The organism is Acidimicrobiia bacterium, from assembly GCA_041676705.1.
GTDB lineage: Bacteria > Actinomycetota > Acidimicrobiia > Acidimicrobiales > SKKL01 > Actinomarinicola.
This window is the reverse complement of the sequence record JBAYRL010000001.1, coordinates 145232-164642: the sequence shown is the minus strand read 5'-3', so window position 1 is coordinate 164642 and position 19411 is coordinate 145232. Positions and strand designations below refer to the sequence as shown.

Below are 19411 nucleotides of genomic sequence, written 5' to 3'. Positions count from 1 at the left end.
TTACATCCTGATTCTGCCTAGACAGAACTTCCAAGCGGCTGCCTTGGTGGTGTGGCGACCGCTAATTATTGCGTTTGAGACCCAAAACCCACATGCCATCACTATTCGCTGCCTGGGGCAACAAAAGCGCCCCTCTCCCCCACGGTTGCCAAGGCGAATCCGGGCGATCGAGCGGCACAAAATTCGGATGCTTAGATGCAAAATAGTTGTCAATCTCTAACGTTTCAGCGTTGGTAAGCGTGCACACCGAATAGAACAGATAGCCGCCAGGCTTGACCTGCGTAACGGCCTCGTCAATTAGGCTGCGCTGAAGCCGGGTTAAACGCTCCACATCTTCAGGTTTTATACGCCAACGTGCGTCGGCTCGACGCCGTAACACTCCAAGCCCGCTACAAGGAGCGTCTAGCAAGACCCGGTCGAAGCTCGCGGCTCGAAACGGCGCGATGGTGCCGTCACTGACGATAGGTCGCACCGTTTCTGCCTTGGTGGCCGCCACGTTCGAAGCAACCAGCGAGACCCGGCTTTGACGCAGGTCGGACGCCACGACCTTGGCACCCTCCTTAGTCATCGCCGTTGCTTTGCCACCAGGCGCGGCGCAAACATCTAGTACTAATTCTCCAGCTTGTGCACCCACATACTCGCTCACCCATTGCGATGCTAAGTCTTGGGTGTAGCCATCGGCGCGTTGGTGTCGCTGTGCGGGCGTGTTCATCGAGGTCAACGCTGCAATCGCAGATTCCGTGCCCAGATCGTCAACTAGCTGCTCAACTAGCCAATCGGGGTAACTCAGCCGAACGGCGTCGCTTGGCCACGGCGCAGAATGCTTAGCAACGCGACGTAGCACCGCATTAACGAAGCCCCGAGTTTTCGTACTGACAGCACCGACCGTGGCCGAAACTGCGGCGTGCGGTGCAACTTTCATAAAATGCAGCTGGTAGGTACCGATACGAAGAGCGGCACGAACCGGGGCGTCAAGCTCACGATCCACGTAATGGTCAATAATCCAATCACAAGCCCGCAAGTATCGCGTCGTGCCATAGACAAGCTCGGTTACGAAAGCGCGATCTCGCTGGTCAAGGGCCGAATCTCGCAGAAGTGATGGCAAAGCCAGATTGGCATAGGCGCCTTCTTGTGTTATTCGCTGCAGCGCCTCAATTGCAACTCGCCGGACCGCAACTCCAGGCGCGTTGGCACCTTGTTTTTTCACGTTCCGAGTAGCTCGCCGGGGCTTAGACGCGCACCGTTGCGCCAAGATGTGGCATCTTGTCGGGCTTTGCCTTCCGGCTGGACAACGAGCATTCGTAACTCACCTTCTCCGGTACCAACTTGGTCGTGGTGAACTTCACCGGGGGCAAGTTCCTGGTGGTCCTCAGGTGAAATAAGTTGAGTAGTGTGTAGCTTGAAGCGCTTGCCTCTGTGTGTTGTCCAAGCCCCGCCTAGGCGAACAAGGCGATGTATCTCAAGAGCCGACTTAGACCAATCGATCTGAAGCTCTTCAGGTTTCAGCTTTTCCGCATAGGTGATTTCGCCGACCTGGGCTTTTGGCGCGCCGAGTCCGTCCCTTAAAGCCTGTACCATCAACGCGGCCCCGATGTTTGAAAGCCTGCCTCGCAGCTCGTCAACCGTTTCATTCGCGTCAATGACCACCGTCTCTTGCCGATAGATTCCACCGGTGTCGAGCCCTTCGTCGACCTCCATTACACAGACTCCGGTCTCGTGGTCGCCAGCCAGAATGGCTCGTTCAACCGGCGCTGCACCTCGCCAACGTGGCAGCAGCGAAAAATGCAGGTTAATCATGGCCAACTGGTCCAAGATGTGGGGCTTGATTATGCGACCATATGCCACCACGACACCCAGCTCGGCGCCAACGGTAAGCACGTCATCAACTTGAGAACTCACTGGTAGGCCAAGCTCAATCGCCAAGGCTTTAACGGGCGAGGGAGATAAAGATTTACCACGGCCACGACGCTTGTCAGGTCGTGTTATGACCAGTGGAATTTCGAAACCAGCTTCATAAAGCGCACGCAACGGCTCGCATGCCACCTCGGGAGTACCGAGAAATACCACGCGTTGGGGCTTACTTGGGGCGGGGATGACCACGGTTTAGTGAGTACGCAGGCTGGCAAGAGCACCGGATTTAGCGTCTTCGAGCGCCAACGCGCGCTCGCGCAGCGTTCGCATTGCCGCTTTATGCTCAGCCTTTTCTAACCGCTCTATTAGCAAGACCCCGTTCAAATGGTCCATTTCGTGTTGGAAGACCCGCGCCAGATATTCGTCGGCCTCAAAGGAGACTTCATTACCGTCAAGGTCGTAACCAGTTAGATAGACCTCTTTGGGACGCACAATTTCCCACGAAAGGCCCGGTACCGATAGACAGCCTTCTTCAAAAACCCATTCTCCATCGGATTCGCTGATGACCGGATTAATTATGGCTTGGGGTCCATCGCCGACGTCGTAAACAAAAAGACGCTGTTCAACGCCGATTTGGGGCGCTGCCAAACCTACGCCAGGAGCGTCGTACATGGTTTGAACCATGTCTTCGACCAAGCGCACCAATTTTTCGTCCACATTAGTGATTTCATCGGCCACCCGGCGCAGTACGGGATCACCAAAGGTTCTTATTTCATACGGGGCTGCCATGTCTTTAACGATAGCTTGCCAAAGCCAAAACGGGCTTCATCCAGCTCATATCCGGGCGGGGTCAACAGCAATCCGTAATCGGCCTTCGACCCGGGTTTGACTTGCCAAATAATCGGCCAATTCCACTGAATTTTCAGCGCGAATAAGCCAACGACCATCGTTCGGTCCAAGTATTTCCACCCGGTGACGATCAACAAGTGAGTCGATGTAAGAAGCGGCCGCCGCACCCGAGATTTCAGCAAGGGCTTTAGCTGGTGGAAAGCCTAGAGCCTGTCGGCGTTTAAGCTCGGGCATAGACCAAAGCTCAGGGTCAGCGTTTCGCACCGCCGCTAAAACATCGTGATCAGGTAAACGAGTCTGCACCACCAAATTGCCAACCGGATGGCTTCGCCCGACCAGGCGCGCAGCACGCGTAAGCATGGCCAAGGCTTCTTCGCTGGCACGATATCGTGGCGCTAACAACTCTTGATCAAAATCCAAGAAAATTACGGTTGCAGCCCGGTTGACCTGGTGTAACACCGCTTCAGTACCAATATAGATTGGGTGGTCGTGAGGTGTTTGAAGAGGGTTAGCTGCTGAGACTTCAACTGCTTGACGACCAATTAAGGCCTCAAGTTCTTCGTGCGCACGGCTGAGGCCAACTCGCAGGTTCTTAAAACCGCTCGACCCGCAACCTTGACACACCACAGGACGCACTTCGCCACATTGCCGGCACCTTAGTTCATCAACTTCGATCTGTTCCATGGACGAACCGCACTGATCACAAGTGGCTAAGCTTCCGCAGCTTTTACACGACAAGAGTCGGGCCCGGCCCAGACGGTTCAAGACGCACACCACCGGAGTGGCCCCCCGCAGATACGGCACAACTTCACTTGACCACAAGCTCTTGTGCTTTGGGTCTTCGTGGCGGCGATCAATAACGGTCAGCTTGGGCCAACTCCGACGCTCGGCCGAACGCGACTGTTTCTTTAACACTGATTTGTCCAGCGCCTCGAGACTGGGGGTTGGAGAAACTAGAACCACTGGTGCATTAGCTCGTCGAGCCCGTTCAATCACTACTTCTCGGGCGTGCCAGGTGGGAGCCGCTTCTTCCTGCCACAACTCGTCGTGTTCATCGAAGACCACCACCGCGTCCAGTCGAGCCATCGGCGCAAACGCGGCAGCTCGACTTCCCAAGACCAACGGTGCCCCACCTCGAATTCGGGCCCAGTCATTAGGGAAAACAGCGGGCTGGTAGCCACGTCGAGTTAATTGACGACCAAGTGAAGCCGCCTGAGCGACTGAGGGCACCAGGATAAGGGCGTGGCCTTTTTGAGCGGCTGCTTCGACTAGTGAGAATCGTTCAGCCGTAGGCCCTAAACGCAATAAGGTGAGGGGTGCATCAAAAACCGGGTTGAAAGAAGTGACACTTGATTGTTGACCATGCTCGAGCGCGACTGGGTAGCTTAGGGCGCTCGTGGGGTGAGTTATCAAGCTGGTCACGTTTCGAGCTGGTGTAGCGGCGCGCATAAAGGCTGTTCTTGGACCAGCCCAACGCCAAGCCGCCCATGTCGAGAACTCAACCAGCTCTGGTGTGGGGCCATAGCCGGAACGTTTAGCTACCGAAGCGAGCCGAACGCCATCGGGTGGTTCTTCGTTGAGACCAACTACCCAACCTCGAACACGCCGACCGCGTAGAGGAATTCGAACCACGTCACCCACCGACAGCCTGGCCACCGACGGCGGGACTTCGTAGTGAAACTCTCTATCGAGCGCTGGCACATCGGGAAGCACTCGAACCACCTGTGTGGTCACCGCCGGTTCTGCGGCCAGCTCAGATTCCGACGGAGTTAGCTTTTCCACCGGAAAACCTGATTTACCGAGGTAGTTCTAATTGGAGGGCGATAATTAGAGCCCCAGGTAGGAACGAAGATCGGGTGCCCGATTCGTTTTTTCCCAGGTGAAATCGTCGTCTTCTCGTCCAAAGTGACCATAAGCGGCGGTCTTACGGTAGATCGGACGGCAAAGATCTAAATCTCGGACAATAGCGGCCGGGCGAAGATCAAAAATTTCACTGACGGCGTCGCGAATCTTACCCGGATCGACTTGTTCGGTGCCGAAGGTTTCTACGAACAACGACACTGGTCGTGCCATGCCAATGGCATAGGCCACCTGAATTTCACATCGGGCCGCCGCGCCAGAGGCCACCACATTCTTGGCCACCCAACGAGCTGCATAAGCGGCCGAACGATCAACTTTGGAAGGGTCTTTACCCGAAAACGCTCCACCACCATGACGGCCCATACCGCCATAGGTATCGACAATCAGCTTTCGTCCAGTTAAACCGGCATCACCGACCGGGCCACCAATCACGAACTTGCCGGTTGGGTTCACAAAGACTTCATAGTCATCATCAGCGAACTGTTCGGGGATGGTGGGTCGAATAACCAGATCAATTAGATCGGGACGGATCATCGAATCGCGGTCGATGCCCTCATTGTGCTGGGTGGAAATTACTACGTTGCGCAAGCGAACCGGCTTACCGTTTTCGTATTCGAATGAAACTTGGGTTTTGCCATCGGGTCGCAGGTAAGGAATAACCCCCGATTTGCGAACCTCGGCCAATCGTTCCGCCATGCGATGAGCCACGTGGATGGGCATCGGCATTAACACGTCGGTGTCGTCGCAGGCATAGCCGAACATCATGCCTTGGTCGCCAGCACCTTGACGGTCCAAGAACTCGTCTTCGCCAGCTTTACCGGATCGTACTTCTTCCGCGGCGTCGACCCCTTGAGCGATGTCACTCGATTGCTCGTCGATAGTGACCATCACACCGCAGGTTCGAGCGTCGAAACCAAACGACTCGTTGGTATACCCGATTTCCGCAATCGTGTCGCGCACCACTCGTGATATATCAGCGTAGGCCTTGGTGGTGATCTCGCCCGCCACAATGGCAAGACCGGTGGTCACTAATGTTTCACATGCCACACGACTATTTGGGTCTTCACTCAACAAAGCATCCAGCACAGCATCGGAAATCTGATCGGCCATCTTGTCGGGATGACCCTCGGTGACCGACTCCGAGGTGAACATGAAAGAGGTCATTGTGCTCCTGTGGCGAGATGTTGGCGCAATTCAGGCGGTTTCGGGTACGTATCTTAAGTGCGGTTGCTTTGACGTTGCTCGACCACGGCGTCAATCACCGCTTTGGCTACTGCTCGTTTGTCGGTAAGTGCAACGTCTTTTCGTCGTCCGTCTTGTGACAAGATAACTACCGAATTGGTGTCGTGTTCAAACCCAACACCCGGCGCGGAAACATCGTTGGCCACAATTAGATCAACGTTTTTACGAGTCATTTTGTCGGTGGCGTTATCTACCACGTTGGTAGTTTCAGCGGCGAAACCCACCAGCGTCTGACGTTCGGGTTTACGACTTCCGAGCTCGGCCAAGATGTCAACGGTAGGCACCAAGACGATTTGGGGTGGTCCACCGTGCTTCTTGATCTTCGCGGGGGCGACAATTTCAGGGCGAAAATCGGCTACCGCAGCGGCCATAATCACAATGTCGCTATCACCGGCCCGCTCGGTCACCGCAGCATGCATCTGGTCGGCAGTTTCAACCATCACTACCTGTGCCGAAAGCTGGGCGGGGGGTGTGGTGGTTGAAACCAAGGTCACTTTGGCGCCACGTGCGACCGCTTCTTCGACCAAAGCAAACCCTTGTTTGCCTGATGAACGATTGCCTATGTAACGCACTGGGTCGATCGCTTCCCGGGTTCCGCCAGCAGTAACAAGAACATTCAGCCCTGCTAGATCGGCGCTCAGCTCGGCCAAGGCACTGGAGGCGTTTGAGCCTTGGGAATCAGGGTCGAGGATCCTTTGAATTTCCGCGAAAATTACTTCAGGGGCGGCCAGACGGCCTTTACCCTCATCGCCGCCAGCCAGCCGGCCTTCTTCGGGCGGCAGAATATGGAAGCCCCACTTCGCCAAAGTGTTCAGGTTGTCTTGCACCGCTGGGTGTTCCCACATCTCGGTGTGCATTGCCGGACAAACAAGGACTGGGGCGCGGGTGGCCAACAAGGTGGCCGTAAGTAGATCGTGCGAACGTCCAGCTCGTAAATCGGCGATCACCTTGGCGGTAGCTGGCGCCACCACGATCAAATCAGCGTTTTGGCCAAGCTTGGTATGTGGAATGGGCGACGCTTCATTCCACAACGAACTTTGAACGGGTTCGGAAGCTAAAGCCGAAAAGGTGGTTTCACCAACAAACCGCTTGGCACCATTGGTAAGCACAGGGGAAACATGGGCACCAGCATCTACCAGTCGACGGCAAAGCTCAATCGCCTTATATGCGGCTATGCCGCCGGTGACGCCAAGAACGATACGACGGCCGTTTAACACGTGCTTGGGTATTACTTGTTGGACTTCGACTTAGTCTTAGCGTTGGGGTCGACAGCCACAATCTTGTCGGCCGCAATTTCTTCAAACGCAATTGAAAGCGGCTTACGGGCCACCGAAGCAACCTGTGGCGGCACCATGGTGCCCAGACCATCACCAAGCTGACCAAAGTAAGCGTTGATTTGGCGTGCCCGATGCGCACCTAAAGTAACCAGGCGAAACTTCGAACCTTGTGCCCGGTCGAGGAGGTCCTCGATACGTGGGTACATCATTGAATCGTACTGCTGAGACAAGATTGCTCCTGAAAAATTGGTCTAGGGCAATAGCTTATCAGCGTTCGAGCACTCGTCTATCACGGTGCAGAGCTATTAGGCGCTGAATGTCGCGCACCGCCTGGTGCAATTCGTCGTTGATTACGAGTTGGGCCCCCAGGGCTCGTCCCGCCGCAGCCTCTTTGGCCGCAACTTGAATACGCCGTGTGACGGCATCTTCACTGTCGCCACGACCACGCAGCCGAGCCGCTTGAACCTCAGGTGAAGGCACTTCCAAAAAAATCAATAGAGCTTCAGGAAAACCTTTGATGACCTGTTGCGCACCTTGAACATCTATTTCCAATAGTACGTCTTTACCCGCCGGTGGTTCCGGCAAAGGAGTTCCGTACTTGTTACCCAGAAACTCGGCCCACTCTAAGAATCCACCTTCTGCAATGCGTTGGTCGAACTCTTTGGGCGAAACGAAATGGTAAGCATCGGCGGCCTCACCCGGACGCCGAGAACGCGTTGTCCACGAACGACTAAGCCAAAGATTGTTATCGGCGGCCAGCAGCTCGCGCACAACCGTTCCTTTTCCAACCCCGCCTGGGCCAGAAAGTACAACTAGAATAACTATCTCCTATCGAAAAGACGGGGGAAACATGTCCAAAAGCGCTTGTCGCTGCTGAGGACCTAAACCCCGCACACGACGCGATTCGGCAATACCAATCTCTTCCATTGCTCGGCGTGCTTTCACCTTACCTACGCCAGGAAGCGATTCTAAAACAGCCAGTACTTTAGTACGTGCGGCTACTTCATCGCTCTTCGCAGTCTCAAGCAGCTCCTCAAGCGACAGAGAACCCATCTTCAAGCGTTCTTTTAGTTCCGCTCGACTCCGGCGTACCTCTGCTGCTTTTGCTAGAGCTGCAAGTCGTTCTTCAACACTCAATTCTGGAGGCGTGCTCATGTTCGCAGAGTAGCGCCCATACGAGTGTAAAAGACCTGTTAAATGCTAGAAAAGCCTAGAATAACCCTATAAACCGCAAGAATATGACTTAAGTCCCATAAAACTTAGCCCAATTCATGCATAATTGCCGCCGCTGCAGCCACTGGATCAGGTGCTTGAGTTACTGGGCGGCCTATCACCAAAATGCTGGCACCAGCCGCCATAGCCTCACTGGGGGTGGCGACCCGCGCTTGGTCGCCAACGTCGGAGCCTGCTGGACGTATACCCGGAACTACCTTCAGAAGACTCGGTGCCAGCGAATGTACTTGCGCTAGGTCAGGCGCAGCACAGATCACACCTTCACATCTGCCATCAAGCGCCGTTGCCACACGATCCGCCAGGGCGCTGGCGTCGGGTTCGCTGGTTAGTACCGTCACCCCCAACAAATTGGGCTCGGGGAAGCTGTTTTCGTTGGCCCCAGCGTGAAACCCTTCATGACCGGCTTTCACCATGTCGAGGCCGCCCGCGGTGTGGACAGTCAAATAAGACGCACCCAGCGAGCCGATCACTTGGGCTGCACGTTGCACCGTATTCGGAATGTCGAAGAGTTTTAGATCACAAAAAACATCGAAACCCAGGTTTTTTAGTTCTTCAACCATGGCAGGACCAGTCGCCGAGAATAGCTCTAACCCAATTTTGGCGACCTGGAAATACGGCTTCAATTGGGTAGCTAAGCGTAACGCCAGGGCAGAGTCGGGAACATCTAGTGCTATGGCTAAGTGATCTCTGGCATTAATTGGTGAATTAGCTTCAGTCATTGCGGTGAGCTCCTCCGTGCAGTTCAGATAAGTCTTTTATGTCGTTGGCTACACACCATTGGCGTATTTGTTCGAGTACCACGGCGGTGGCCCGGGGGTTCGCAAAACTGGCGGTACCAACCTGAACGGCGTTGGCCCCAGCTAAGAACATGTTGATGGCGTCTTCACCATGAGCAATGCCACCCACACCTACAATCGGCACAGTGGGCATCGCGGCATGCACTTCATAAACCGCCCGTAATGCAATGGGGTGCATGGCTGGCCCCGACAGACCGCCCATCCCTCCCCCTAGGTGGGAACGACGTGTCGCGGGATCGAGAACTAAAGCTGGCACCGTGTTGGTGAGGGTCAACGCCTCGGCGCCCCCGGCTATAGCGGCTTCGGCAATTTCCACAATGTTGGTGACCATGGGGGTGAGCTTCGCCCAAAGGGGCCGTCCAGCAGCTTGGGTGGCCGACATCACGGCCCCAGTTGCCATGGCGTCTTGAGCGAAGATTCCATGGCCCCCCAGATTGGGACATGAAAGGTTAACTTCAACTGCGACCACCGAAGCGGGTGCCTGAGCAAGCATGGCTGCCGCCTGCTCATACTCTTCAACGCTTCGGCCCCAAATGCTGGCCACCACCCGGGCACCAGTGGCACCAAGTGCGGGCAGGTCGTTATGTAACCATGCTTCAACACCCGGGCCTTGCAGCCCAACCGAGTTGACCATCCCAGCGCTAGTTTGAGTGACTCGAACTGGTGGGTTACCTGGCCAGGCGAAGGCAGCCAACGATTTTGTGACGACCGCCCCTAACGCGCCCAGATCTAGGTAAGCTCCCAATTCGGTGCTCAACCCGGCGGTTCCTGAGGCAGTCATAACCGGGTTCGGCAATGTAACCGAACCTACTTGCGCAGCAAGGTTGAGATTTGATAATTGCTTTGGTGCCGGTGGCATTACACGCTCGAGGTTAGGTCGCTTTGAAAGACGCCCTGTTGAAATTCTTGAATGCTACGGACCTTCAAATCGTGGGTGGCCATGTCGGCCATGCCATTGGCGGCCGCTAGCGCCGCACGAGCCGTGGTAACCAATGAAACTCCTGCTAGGCCAGCTGCCTGGCGAATATAGGCACCATCAGATCGAGGACCTTGGCCTCGAGGTGAGTTAATCACCAAATCAACATGACCGCCGCGTATCAGATCGACGGCATTCGGGCCGTCCTCCCCCATCTTGGCAACAATGGTTTCGACCTTAAGACCAGCGTCACTAAGGGCCTGCGCAGTACCACTAGTGGCGACCAGCTTGAAACCAAGTTGACTAAATGTTGTGGCGGCCTCAACACCCATTGGCTTGTCGCGATCTGCCAATGACAGAAAGATCGTGCCGGATTCGGGAAGCCTTGTACCGGCTGCTAACTGTGATTTTGCGAACGCCAAACCCACGGTGAGATCAATGCCCATCACTTCGCCGGTGGAGCGCATTTCAGGACCCAGCACAGCATCGGCTTCAGGGAACCGGTTGAAAGGCAAGACCGCCTCTTTCACCGCTACATGGTCGCCGACGACCGGGGTACGTGCTATTCCTTCTTGACGCAGCGATTCAATGGTGGCACCTGCCATTACCCGCGCCGCTAGTTTGGCCAATGGAACCCCGGTCGCCTTGGCCACAAAGGGTACGGTGCGAGAGGCGCGCGGATTGGCCTCAATCACATAGACCTGGTCGTCTTTGACGGCATATTGCACGTTTAACAATCCAACCACCTCTAAAGATTCAGCAATCGCCCGGGTGTAGGCCTCGATCGTGCTTAACGCTTGGTGTGAAAGCGTGGTGGGTGGCAAGGTGCAGGCGCTGTCTCCAGAGTGAACTCCGGCCTGTTCCACGTGTTCCATAATCCCGCCCAGTATCGTTTCCCCGCTGGCATCACGTAACGCATCAACATCAACTTCCGTAGCGTCCTCTAGGAAACGGTCGATTAGTACCGGCCGATTAGCTGACAAACCGCCTTCCCGCCCAAGCGAGCCGCTATCGGCCAATTCGGCCATAGCAGCAGCTAGCCCTTCATCGCCGTACACAATCTGCATGGCTCGACCTCCAAGCACATACGACGGTCGAATTAGCGCCGGGTACCCGATGGCGGCGGTAATTTCTTTAGCCTCATCAATGTTGGTCGCCGTGCCGCCTGGAGGCTGTGGGATTTCTAATTGACTGCACAGAGCATTCCATTGCTCACGGTCTTCGGCTAGGTCGATGGAGCGTGGGCTAGTCCCTAGCACCAGCTCGGGCGGCAGAACTTCGGCCAGCTTCAGTGGTGTTTGGCCGCCTAGTGAAACCACTACACCGACCGGCTTTTCGAGATCCAAAATATTTTGGACGTCTTCAAAGGTTAACGGCTCGAAATATAGCCTGTCGCTGGTGTCATAGTCGGTCGAAACCGTCTCTGGGTTACAGTTGATCATTACTGTTTCATAGCCTGCTTCTCGTAAGGCAAAACTGGCGTGCACACAGCAGTAATCGAATTCAATACCCTGACCAATTCGGTTCGGCCCCGAACCCAGAATTACAATCTTCGGCTTATCTCCAATTACAACCTCGTCTTCTTCATCGTAAGATGAATAGTGATAGGGGGTATTCGATTCGAACTCTCCAGCGCAGGTGTCAACTGTTTTGAATACGGCTTTAACACCCTGCGCCAAGCGCATTTGTCGCACTTTGTCTTCGTCGATCTTCCAAAGCCAACCGAGTTGGTGGTCGGAAAAGCCCAGCTGTTTGAGTGTTCGCCAGTCGTTGGCTTGCAACTCGTTGGGCCCCTTGCGCGAATACGTGGTGCGGGCATCTACAATTCGCAACATTTGGTTCAAAAACCACGGATCAATACCGGTGGCAGCGTTGAGCGTTTCTACACTCACACCATTTCGTAGGAGCGATTCGATTTCGAAAGGCCGATCCGGTGTGGCAATTTTCACGGCTTCTAACAACGCCTCTACGCCCTGTTGGTCAAAAATAGCCTCGCCCTCATCACAGTTCAAGCCACCTCGGCCCTGCTCAAGCGAGCGTAGAGCCTTTTGAATTGACTCGGGAAAAGTACGTGCGATGGCCATCACTTCGCCGACCGATTGCATCGAAGTGCCCAGGCGTCCAGACGTACCCGGAAACTTCTCAAAAGCCCAACGAGGTACTTTGGTAACGACGTAATCAATAGCAGGCTCGAAGCTTGCCAAAGTCGACCCGGTCATATCGTTTGGAATTTCGTCCAAGGTGTAACCAATGGCTAAGCGGGTGGAAATTTTAGCAATCGGGAAACCCGTGGCTTTGGAGGCCAAAGCTGAAGAACGACTAACTCGGGGATTCATTTCAATGATGACCACTCGGCCATCGGTTGGATTTAATGCAAACTGAACATTAGAACCGCCATTCTTCACACCAACACGACGCACACAACGCAAGGCCGCATCTCGCAATATCTGATGTTCGCTATCGGTTAAAGTTTGTGCTGGCGCAACGGTGATCGAGTCTCCAGTGTGTACGCCCATGGCATCAAAGTTCTCTATCGAACAAACAATTATTGCATTATCGTTACTGTCTCGAATTACTTCGTATTCAAGCTCTTTCCAACCAGCAATCGATTCTTCAATCAGAATTTCGCTGATAGGGCTGGCATGAAGGCCGGCGGAAGCAATTTCTTCAAACTGTTCGCTGGTGGCGGCAATACCAGTCCCTTTACCTCCCAAGATAAAGGCGGGCCGGATCACCACCGGCAGGCCGACCTCGGCCACAATTTTGCGCGCTTGCTCCATCGTGGTAGCCACACCCGAACGCGGGACTTCCAAGCCAATTTCTTGCATGGCCTCTTTGAAAAGTTGACGATTCTCGGCGGTTTCAATGGCTTGGGCGTCGGCGCCGATAAGTTCCACCCCGAACCGTTCAAGCACGCCAGCTTCCGCCAGTTCAATCGCCAAGTTGAGCGCCGTTTGGCCACCTAAGGTTGCCAACAATGCATCGGGTCGTTCTTTCTCGATTATGGCGGTGAGCACGGTGAGATCGAGAGGCTCGATGTAAGTAGCATCGGCGAAATCTGGATCGGTCATGATGGTGGCAGGATTCGAGTTTGCCAGCACCACCCGGAAACCCTCCTCTCGCAAAACCCGCGCCGCTTGGGTACCGGAATAGTCGAATTCACAGGCTTGACCAATGACAATTGGGCCCGAGCCAATGAGCATGACGGTTTTGAGATCTTGGCGGCGTGGCATCAGTTGCCTTTCGGAGAGGTAGCGGCAGAATTCAATTGTTTTGCAAAGTCATCGAATAGGTAGTCGGAGTCGAAGGCCCCGGGACCCAGATCGGGGTTGTAGGCGACACCTACGGCGGTCCCATCAGCCGAGCGGAAGCCTTCAATTTCACCATCGTTAAGATTCCGGTAAGTGATTAAAGCTTCATCCAACGAAGACTCAACAATGCCGAAAGATCGATTTTGGCTTGTGATTTCCACACGGCGGTTGCTCAAACGGCGTACCGGGATATTGGCACCGTAGTGCGGGCGTTCTAAACGCTTAATCGATGCACCCAGCACCTGTGCCAAGACCATAGAACCAAGCCCAATGGCCAAAATCGGTAGGTCGTTAGCCAAAGCGCTCGCCACTTGCACCACTGCGGCGAGTGCGGCGGGATTACCTGGACCACTGGAGAGCACGACTCCATCTGGTGAAAGTGCCTTAATATCAGCCGCCGAAGTATGGGCTGGAACCAAGGTCACTGAAGCAAACTTGGCTAGGCGTTGCACGGTAGTACTGCGAACCCCAAGATCGATGACAGCAATTTTGGGCCGATGAGTTGATGCTGCTTCCTCTTCACTACCAATACTGTGAGTTTCAGAAGTGGTTACCTGAGCGACCAAGCTGTCATCTTGGGAAACAGCTTCTTGCGCAGCGCTGCGCAACTCGGCATCGCTAACGGTACCGAAAGCCGCTGTCATGGCATGGTTGGTATGGAGCTGACGGGTCAAGCGACGGGTGTCGACGCCGCTTATGATGGCTTGGCTTCGCTCTAGCATGGCTGCTTCTAGACTCTGGTCGGCCTGCCAGTTGCTATAACTCTGTATTAGTTCCCGCACGACAATGCCACGAGCGCCGCCCCTATTCGACATGGTGGCACCAGCGCTTGCACCGACGTTACCAATCTGGGGATAGGTGAAGTTTATAATCTGACCCGATGACGCCGGATCGGTGATGGTTTCCAAATAGCCGCTCATAGCGGTATTAGTAACTATTTCGCCGACCACCAGACCGTTGGGGGGAAGGTAGCCATACAGTTCACCTCTGAAAGTGGTGCCATCACTGAGGACGAGTCGAGCTTCAAGTTTGTTCATCGGGTTGCCTTTCCATCGATCACGGTCGGAACTCCATTCCAAATGGTGTGTCGCACACGACCGCGAAGTTCGCGTCCGGCATAGGGATTATTGCGACTTAAACTGGCGCTCTGGTTGGGATCCACGATCCAAGTTTCGTTGGGATTGAAGACCGTTATATTGGCTGGTTCGCCGGCCTCAATTGGTCGACCATGGCGGTCTTTAACGCCCGCTATTTCGGCTGGTTTCCACGACAGCAGCGCCAAGATGGATGCCGTGGAGAGCTTGGGCTCGGCTTGAGAATGGTTCAATTCGCTAAGCGCTAGCGCGAGGGCCGTTTCAAGGCCCAACATTCCGGGTGGGGCCTGATCAAATGGTTTTTCTTTTTCGTGGCTGGCATGAGGGGCGTGATCGGTTGCAATAGCGTCGATTGTGCCATCGGCCAATCCCATTCGAATGGCCATAACATCAGCTTCGGTACGCAAAGGCGGATGTACTTTATAGACGGCGTCATAGTTGGCAACCAGCGCATCGGTTAGCGTGAAATGGTGCGTAGTGGCCTCAGCCGTTACGGGCAAGCCCTCGGCTTTGGCGGCGCGCACCAGTTCAACCGAGCCGGCGGTTGACACGTGTTGCATATGTACCTTGGCACCCGTTAAGCGTGCCAGGGCAATATCGCGCATGACCATGAGCTCTTCGGCGAGCGCTGGCTGACCTGGCAAACCAAGTTTGGCCGACCATTCCCCTTCATGCATACAAGTACCGGCCGAAAGACTTGAGACCTCGCAGTGCTGAGCAAGGGTGACGTTTAGCCCACGGGCATACTCCATGGCACGTCGCATGACACCGGCATCTTGAACACCAGTACCATCATCCGTGAAAATTTGTACTCCGAGCTCGGCCAGCTCGGCCATTGGTGCCAGAGTCTCACCCAAACGGCCAACCGTAATTGCACCGGATGCCAGAACCTCGCACAATGCCCCACGACCTAGAGCTAGAACCTCTTTCACCGTGCCAGCATTATCCATGGTGGGCGTGGTATTTGGCATGGCCACCACCGCGGTATAGCCACCCAAGGCTGCGGCACGGGAACCGGTTTCAATCGTTTCAGCCTCTTCGGAACCAGGTTGGCGCAAATGGGTGTGAAGATCTACAAAACCGGGGCTGATAACACAATCTTTGGCGTCCAGCACCAGTTCACCATGGTTGGGTTCAAGCTTGGGTGCCACCTCGGAGATAATTCCATCGGGTGAAACACGTACGTCGCCGAATCTGGTCGCCGTTTCATCAATAATTTTGCCCCCAACAATTAGAACTCCGGTTTCAGCCATGTGCTGTGTCGTGCTTTCTTTAGCCATTCGTGCCCGTACCTCCTGTTCCTTGTAGCAACTTGAATAGCACCGCCATTCGTACCGCTACCCCGTTCCTAACCTGATCGACCATCACGGCATTGGGCAGATCAGCTACCTCTCCATCGATTTCAACCCCCCGATTCATGGGCCCAGGGTGCATGATGAGGGCATGGGGGGAAAGCATTTGCGCTCGAGCGATATTCACGCCGAAAAGGCGTGAATACTCACGCAAGGACGGCACTAGTGCTTGGTTTTGTCGTTCGTTTTGCATCCGCAACAAATAGAGCACGTCGGTGTCGGCCAGTTCCGGCTCGAGGTTGTGCCTTACGGTTGCGGGCCAGGTGTCAACGGCTGGTGGCAGCAAGGTTGGAGGTGCCACCATGGTGACCTCCATACCCATTTTGGCCAGGGCAAATATCATGCTGCCCGCCACCCTGGAGTGTTTAATATCACCTACCAAGGTGAGTTTCTTGCCGGCTAAGCCGCCTTCACCAAAATGGTGGCGCATGGTGTAAATATCTAGAAGTGTTTGCGTGGGGTGTTCGTGCCAACCGTCGCCAGCGTTAATTATTGAGCAGTCAACCCACCTGGTGAGCTGCCATGGAACACCCGAACTGCGGTGACGCACCACAATGGCGTCAACTCCCATAGCCGAAAGTGTTAAGGCGGTGTCTTTAAGTGATTCGCCTTTGTTCACACTCGAGCTCGAGACCGAAAAGTTTAAGGTGTCGGCAGAAAGACGTTTGGCGGCAGTTTCAAAAGAGAGACGAGTTCGGGTCGAATCTTCATAAAAAAGCCAGGCCACCGTGCGCGATCGCAGCGCGGGCACCTTGGCAATGGGGCGACTACTGACCTCGACGAAACTATCGCTTAGATGCATAAGCTCGTCGATCTCTTGGGCCGATAGATCACGAGCAGAAAGCAAATGTTTCACCGCTGTTCTCCCCGATCTTCGTCTAGAACATGTTCGCCTAGAACGACGCCCTCACTTGAAACATCAACAACTTCGTCGCGCCGGGTAGGTAGATTCTTTCCCACAAAGTCGGGCCGAATCGGCAGCTCACGATGGCCTCTATCCACCATCACCGCTAGCTGTACCGAACGCGGTCGGCCGTAAGCGCCAACGGCGTCAAGCGCAGCCCGAACCGTTCGACCAGTGAAGAGCACGTCATCTACTAGGACCACCACTTGATTGACCAGGTCTACCGGTATTTGTGTGACCGCCTCAACTGAAATTGGGCGGAGATCGAGGTCATCTCGGTAAAAAGCAACGTCGAGTAGCCCCACGGGGACTTCGACACCTTCAATTTCTCGTAATGCCTGGCGCAGGTTACGGGCCAGCGGCGCGCCGCCAGTTTGTAAGCCAATCAGTACCACGTCTTTAACACCATGGTTGCGTTCAACGATCTCATGAGCCATGCGTTTGGTGGCTCGTTGAATATCGGCGGCGTCCATGACGCGACTTCGAGCAACAAAAACGCCCCCGTTGGGGGGCGCAGCAGGGCGTTCGCGTTCAGCCAAGTTTATTACCTTTCTGTCCGTACGAGCCTCTCTGGACTCGCTTCACGGTCAGAATTACACGTTATCAGATAGTGAGCCCCGCACATCTTTCGCAATGCGTGACAATAGCCCGTTCACGAACGGTCCTGATTCATCAGTGGAATACGCGCTAGCCAAGAACACCGCTTCAGCGATTACCACGCCGGTGGGAACCTCGGGTTGAGACAGTAGTTCGTAGATAGAGAGGCGCAACACCGCCCTGTCTAGTGCTGGCATGCGTTCGAGGTTCCAACCTTTAGCAAAGGTTCTGATTTGTTCGTCAATAGCGCCCAGTTGTTCCTCGACGCCAGCCACCAAGACTGCGGTATAGGCATCAGGTTTGATGGGCAGCGAGTCGAGCACTGCCTGGGGCGTTATGGCTCGTGTTTCGGCCTCATAGAGCAAGGCTAAAGCCCGTTCGCGTGCGTCGCGACGGTTACCGCTCACGCTCGCGTAATGTATTCGCCGGAACGAGTGTCAACCCGCACCCGGTCGCCAATGTTTACAAACAGTGGGACCTGCACAGTTAGCCCAGTTTCAAGGGTCGCCGGTTTTCTAGCCCCGGATACCCGGTCGCCTTGAACACCGGGTTCGGTCTCGGCCACGTTCAACTCTACGGCCGCTGGCAGGTCGGCACCGATGAACTCGTCTTGGTACGACAACAAAACCGCATTGGCCGATTCCACCAGGTAACCAGCAGCGTCAGCGAGAAGGGCTTCACTTACGTTGAACTGCTCGTAGGTGGAATTATCCATAAAAACAAATTCGCTACCATCACGATACAGGAACTGCATTTCCCGCTTTTCGACGATGGCCCGTTCTACTTTTTCATCGGCACGGAATGTTCGGTCGAGCACCGCGCCCGTGCGCACATTTTTTAGCTTGGTGCGCACAAAAGCTCCGCCTTTCCCCGGCTTAACGTGTTGAAATTCGACGAGGTTAAACAAATCACCGTCGAGGTCGAGGGTCATACCGTTTTTGATGTCGTTCGTTGAGATAGTTGCCATTAGTTAGTGTCTTTTGGGGAGGGAGCGTCAATAAAAATAACAGAGCCAGGAATGCGCGAGGTGTGCTCAGTCGATCACAGTCGGCAATTGGGCACGGGTTAGCATCCTACTACCGTCCATAGTGATTTCGATCGTGTCTTCGACTCGAACTCCGCCAACACCTGGTATGTAGACACCTGGTTCGACGGTCACAACATTCCCAGGGGCGAGCGTAGCATTCGAGGTCGCCGACAACCGTAACGGCTCGTGAATCTCGAGACCGACACCGTGCCCAGTGGGATGGACAAAAAACTCTGCCCAACCAGCCTCATGAATTATCTGCCGTGCTGCGGCATCTACATCTCTCGTAGCCACATCCGCGGCGGCCACCGCTACTGCTTCATCGTGGGCGCGTTGCACGGTCGTTAACATTTTGGCTGTCTGCTCATTCGGACGTCCCAGACTAAAAGTTCGCGTCATGTCGGAGCAGTAGCCGTGGTGAGTAGCACCCATATCAATCACCACCAGATCGCCAGTGGTCAAGCGATTGTCAGAAGGCTCGTGGTGTGGCAACGCCGAGTTAAGCCCCGCCGCCACAATGGTGGAAAAGGCTGGCTTCTCGGAACCGGCGTCACCCATAGCCAATTCAAGGGCCATGGCCACCTCGGCCTCGGTTGGCGAATTAACCAGGCTGGGTAGTACCGAGGATAAAGCCTGGTCAGCAATATTGGCCGCAGTCTTAATAGCCTCGACTTCAACCGGCTCTTTAATGGCCCTCAACTCTTCGACCAGGTTAACGCTAGCCACTACTGTCTGGGCGTTAAACCATTCTTCTTTTGCTTGGCGAGCAAACTCCCAACTGACATGGTTGGCCTCTAAAGCTATAGCCGAGGCGTTCGCCGCCAAACGCGCTAAGAGCGAACCTACATCGGAGCTAATTTCCAGGCGAGTCTCGCTATTGCTATTGGCCAAGACGGCCTCAGCTGCTAGGGCGTAACGACCGTCCGTGATCAAGACAGCCGAATTTGGTGTGACCACCACCATCCCGAAGGAACCGTGAAAACCAGTTAACCACCGCACATTTTCACCTTTGGTCACCACCATGAGTTCAGCTCTGGCTGTCATGGCTGCTCTTAAGCGGCCGAGCCGACCTTCATAATCAAAGCGCAAATTTTGCACGAG

At 54.8% G+C, this 19411-nt stretch carries 19 protein-coding genes; all 19 read right to left on the bottom strand.

Features of this window, described 5'->3' with window-relative positions:
* Positions 1 to 61 precede the first annotated feature (61 nt).
* Entirely contained in the window at positions 62 to 1207 is a 1146-nt protein-coding gene (locus WC184_00845) for a transcription antitermination factor NusB (GenBank protein ID MFA7476426.1), read from the bottom strand.
* On the bottom strand, positions 1204 to 2067 hold the full coding sequence (gene fmt / locus WC184_00840; protein MFA7476425.1) for a methionyl-tRNA formyltransferase: 864 nt from the start codon (positions 2065 to 2067) through the stop codon (positions 1204 to 1206). The genes WC184_00845 and fmt overlap by 4 nt, the downstream gene beginning before the upstream one ends.
* A gap of 36 nt (positions 2068 to 2103) precedes the next feature.
* A complete protein-coding gene (gene def, locus WC184_00835; GenBank protein MFA7476424.1) occupies positions 2104 to 2640 on the bottom strand; it encodes a peptide deformylase in 537 nt (178 codons plus the stop codon).
* Positions 2641 to 2685: 45 nt separating this feature from the next.
* Positions 2686 to 4482, bottom strand: coding sequence for a hypothetical protein (locus WC184_00830; GenBank protein MFA7476423.1), 1797 nt, complete (start codon positions 4480 to 4482; stop codon positions 2686 to 2688).
* A 45-nt stretch (positions 4483 to 4527) separates the two neighbouring features.
* Positions 4528 to 5724: a methionine adenosyltransferase gene (metK, locus tag WC184_00825; protein MFA7476422.1), complete on the bottom strand. Its 1197-nt coding sequence runs from the start codon at positions 5722 to 5724 to the stop codon at positions 4528 to 4530.
* A gap of 53 nt (positions 5725 to 5777) precedes the next feature.
* Positions 5778 to 7019 (bottom strand): bifunctional phosphopantothenoylcysteine decarboxylase/phosphopantothenate--cysteine ligase CoaBC, encoded by a 1242-nt coding sequence (coaBC, locus tag WC184_00820; protein MFA7476421.1) that lies wholly within the window; start codon positions 7017 to 7019, stop codon positions 5778 to 5780.
* A gap of 11 nt (positions 7020 to 7030) precedes the next feature.
* The gene (rpoZ, locus tag WC184_00815) at positions 7031 to 7309 is read right to left on the bottom strand and encodes a DNA-directed RNA polymerase subunit omega (protein ID MFA7476420.1); all 279 of its coding nucleotides are present in this window, start codon (positions 7307 to 7309) and stop codon (positions 7031 to 7033) included.
* Between the two features lie 37 nt (positions 7310 to 7346).
* Positions 7347 to 7898: a guanylate kinase gene (locus tag WC184_00810; protein MFA7476419.1), complete on the bottom strand. Its 552-nt coding sequence runs from the start codon at positions 7896 to 7898 to the stop codon at positions 7347 to 7349.
* Positions 7899 to 7907: 9 nt separating this feature from the next.
* Entirely contained in the window at positions 7908 to 8234 is a 327-nt protein-coding gene (mihF, locus tag WC184_00805) for an integration host factor, actinobacterial type (GenBank protein MFA7476418.1), read from the bottom strand.
* Positions 8235 to 8338: 104 nt separating this feature from the next.
* Positions 8339 to 9031 (bottom strand): orotidine-5'-phosphate decarboxylase, encoded by a 693-nt coding sequence (pyrF, locus tag WC184_00800; protein MFA7476417.1) that lies wholly within the window; start codon positions 9029 to 9031, stop codon positions 8339 to 8341.
* Entirely contained in the window at positions 9024 to 9968 is a 945-nt protein-coding gene (locus WC184_00795; GenBank protein ID MFA7476416.1) for a dihydroorotate dehydrogenase, read from the bottom strand. Before WC184_00795 ends, pyrF begins: the two co-directional genes overlap by 8 nt.
* A complete protein-coding gene (gene carB, locus WC184_00790) occupies positions 9968 to 13258 on the bottom strand; it encodes a carbamoyl-phosphate synthase large subunit (GenBank protein ID MFA7476415.1) in 3291 nt (1096 codons plus the stop codon). Before carB ends, WC184_00795 begins: the two co-directional genes overlap by 1 nt.
* A complete protein-coding gene (locus WC184_00785; protein ID MFA7476414.1) occupies positions 13258 to 14373 on the bottom strand; it encodes a carbamoyl phosphate synthase small subunit in 1116 nt (371 codons plus the stop codon). Before WC184_00785 ends, carB begins: the two co-directional genes overlap by 1 nt.
* The gene (locus WC184_00780) at positions 14370 to 15710 is read right to left on the bottom strand and encodes a dihydroorotase (protein ID MFA7476413.1); all 1341 of its coding nucleotides are present in this window, start codon (positions 15708 to 15710) and stop codon (positions 14370 to 14372) included. The genes WC184_00785 and WC184_00780 overlap by 4 nt, the downstream gene beginning before the upstream one ends.
* Entirely contained in the window at positions 15703 to 16638 is a 936-nt protein-coding gene (locus WC184_00775) for an aspartate carbamoyltransferase catalytic subunit (GenBank protein MFA7476412.1), read from the bottom strand. The genes WC184_00780 and WC184_00775 overlap by 8 nt, the downstream gene beginning before the upstream one ends.
* Entirely contained in the window at positions 16635 to 17159 is a 525-nt protein-coding gene (gene pyrR, locus WC184_00770; GenBank protein MFA7476411.1) for a bifunctional pyr operon transcriptional regulator/uracil phosphoribosyltransferase PyrR, read from the bottom strand. The genes WC184_00775 and pyrR overlap by 4 nt, the downstream gene beginning before the upstream one ends.
* Positions 17160 to 17279: 120 nt before the next feature.
* Entirely contained in the window at positions 17280 to 17690 is a 411-nt protein-coding gene (gene nusB, locus WC184_00765) for a transcription antitermination factor NusB (protein MFA7476410.1), read from the bottom strand.
* Positions 17687 to 18250 (bottom strand): elongation factor P, encoded by a 564-nt coding sequence (efp, locus tag WC184_00760; GenBank protein ID MFA7476409.1) that lies wholly within the window; start codon positions 18248 to 18250, stop codon positions 17687 to 17689. The genes nusB and efp overlap by 4 nt, the downstream gene beginning before the upstream one ends.
* A gap of 66 nt (positions 18251 to 18316) precedes the next feature.
* Positions 18317 to 19408: a Xaa-Pro peptidase family protein gene (locus WC184_00755; protein MFA7476408.1), complete on the bottom strand. Its 1092-nt coding sequence runs from the start codon at positions 19406 to 19408 to the stop codon at positions 18317 to 18319.
* Between the last annotated feature and the right edge of the window lie 3 nt (positions 19409 to 19411).